General features: G+C 76.7%; 3 protein-coding genes. 2 read left to right on the top strand and 1 reads right to left on the bottom strand.

Annotation, left to right across the window (positions count from 1 at the left end):
* Positions 1-13: 13 nt before the first annotated feature.
* A complete protein-coding gene (locus KBX39_RS29260) occupies positions 14-703 on the bottom strand; it encodes a DUF3159 domain-containing protein (protein WP_210873621.1) in 690 nt (229 codons plus the stop codon).
* Positions 704-795: 92 nt separating this feature from the next.
* Between KBX39_RS29260 and KBX39_RS29255 the strand changes: the two genes are divergently transcribed.
* Both KBX39_RS29255 and KBX39_RS29250 read left to right on the top strand, forming a co-directional pair.
* Complete coding sequence (locus KBX39_RS29255) at positions 796-1,677, top strand: phosphatase PAP2 family protein (protein ID WP_043329825.1); 882 nt, start codon at positions 796-798, stop codon at positions 1,675-1,677.
* A gap of 8 nt (positions 1,678-1,685) precedes the next feature.
* A partial coding sequence (locus tag KBX39_RS29250) for a maleylpyruvate isomerase N-terminal domain-containing protein (protein WP_210873623.1) occupies positions 1,686-2,270 on the top strand: 585 nt, incomplete at its 3' end.

Genomic DNA, 2,270 nt, shown 5'->3' with positions numbered 1-2,270 from the left:
GGCGGCCTCTCCATTACTCTTCCCGGACCGGCTCACCGCCGGGCACCGGCGCCGTCACCGGGTGCCGCAGTCCCGGATGCCCGGCCGGCAGCGACCGCCGGATCACCACCCAGCTCGACGCCAGCGCCGCCGCGATCAGCGGCCAGGTGAGCGCCGCCCGCGCCACGGTGAGCGCGACCACCTGCCCGTCCAGCCACAGCGGGATGAACACCGCCAACCGCAGGACGTAGGTGCCCGCCCACACCCAGCTGCCCCGGCCGTACGCCCGCAGCAGCGCCGGATCACGCCGCCACCGGGTCCGCTGGCCCAGCGCCGTGCCGACCACCACGCCGAGCAGCGGCCAGCGCACCACGATGCTCACCGCCCAGGCCAGCGCGCTCGCCGCGTTGGCGGCGATCTGCAGCAGGAAGAAGTCCTCGGCCCGGCCGGTCCGCAACGCGACGAGCGCGGCCACGCAGACCGCGAGCAGCCCGATCAGCACCGAGCGGGGGCGGTCCCCGCGCCGCCACCGCCAGCCGGCCACCGCCGTGCCGGTCAGCAGCGCGGCGAGTACACCGCCGCGCAGCCCGCCGAGCACCCAGCCGAGCCCGAACGCGAGCGGCGGCAGCGTGGCGTCGACCGCCCCGCGCCGGCCGCCGAGCAGGTCGGCCAGCGACTCCGGCCGTGGCTCGGCCTGCGGTTCCCGCTGCGGCGTGCCGGTCACGCCCCACCTCCTCGGATCGCCCGCCTCACCGTACGCCGAAGCCGATGGCGCTCCGCCGCGCGCGTCGGCGGCCCTACCGTTAAGTTGTCCGGGTGCGGGAGACGGCAAGGGGTTGGACGGCGGTCTGGTTGGTCGTACTGGCCCTGCTGCAGACGGCTGCGTTCGTGCTGGTGTGGCGCTTCGCCGTGCACACCGAACTGGGCCAGTGGCTGGACACGGTGGCGCTGACCGGCAACCAGATCGGCCAGGACCGCATCGACGGTCCGGTCGACACGCTCCTCAACGCCATGTCCGTGGTGTCGCTGCTGGCCGCGACCGCGGTGATCGGCTTCATCGCGCTGATCCGGGGCCGCAAGGCGCTGGCCGTCACCGCGACGTTGCTGATCGCCGGCGCGAACGTGACCACGCAACTGCTCAAGCACTTCCTGGTCCGGCCCGACTTCGGCATCGACCCGGAGCGGGCCGCCGCCGGCAACAGCCTGCCCAGCGGCCACACCTCGGTGGCCGCCTCGGTGGCGGTCGCGCTGATCCTGGTGCTGCCGCGCAAGCTGCGGGCGGCCGGGGCGTTCCTCGGCGCCGGGTACGCCGCCGCCGCGGGCGTCGCCACGCTCTCCGCCGGCTGGCACCGGCCCAGCGACGCGGTCGCCGCGTACCTGGTGGTCGGCGCGTGGGCCGCGGTCGCCGGGCTGGTGCTGCTGGTCTTCCAGCGGGAGCAGGCGGTGGTCGAGCCCGGCGACGCGCACCGGGTGACCGCCGCCGTGCTCGGCGGCGCCGGCGCGGTGGCGCTGCTGGCCTCCGCGCTCGCGTTGTCCTGGCTGGTGGACCGCTCCACGATCCCCGTCGAGGCGCTCAGCCGCCGTCAGCTCTTCGTCGGGTACGCGGGCAGCGCGGCCGGCATCGCCGGCACGATCGCCGTGGTGGCCGCGCTGGTGCTGGTCGTGGTGCACCGGCTGGTGCCCCGGTGGAAGGGCTGATCCGGCGGATGGAGACGGTACGGGCGGCGTTCCGGGCCGAGTGCGACCGCCTGGAGCGGGTGCTGCGCGACCTGGACGACGCGGCGCTGGACCGGCCCACGCCGTGCCCGCCGTGGCGGGTGCGCGACCTGATCGCGCACGTGAGCACCGGGGCCGGACGCCTGGCGGGCATGCTCGCCGAGCCCGCGCCGCCCCGGGCCGAGGTGGACGCGGCCGCCTACTTCGGCGCGGCCAAGTTCAGCCCGCCGGTGGACCGGGACCGCGTCGAGGGCGCGCAGCGTGCGGCCCGGGAGCACCCGGGCGCCGCCGAGGTGGCGGCGGAGTTCGGCCGGGCCTGGCGCGCCACCGACGAGGCGGTCGCCGCGGAACCGCCCGCACGGGTGGTGCGTACCCGCCACGGTGACGCGATGGCGTTGCCGGAGTTCCTGCGTACCCGGGTGGTGGAGGTCGCGGTGCACGGCCTGGACCTGGCCGACGCGCTGGACCGGACGCCGTGGCTGACCCCGGCCGCCGCGGACGTGGTGATCGGCGTGCTCACCGGCGGCGTGCCGGTGCCGCCCGGACTGGGCTGGGACGCGCTCACCGTGCTGCGC

Origin of the sequence: Micromonospora sp. D75, from assembly GCF_018070405.1 — a bacterium.
Lineage (GTDB): Bacteria > Actinomycetota > Actinomycetes > Mycobacteriales > Micromonosporaceae > Micromonospora > Micromonospora chalcea.
This window is presented reverse-complemented; position numbering and strand designations above follow the sequence as displayed.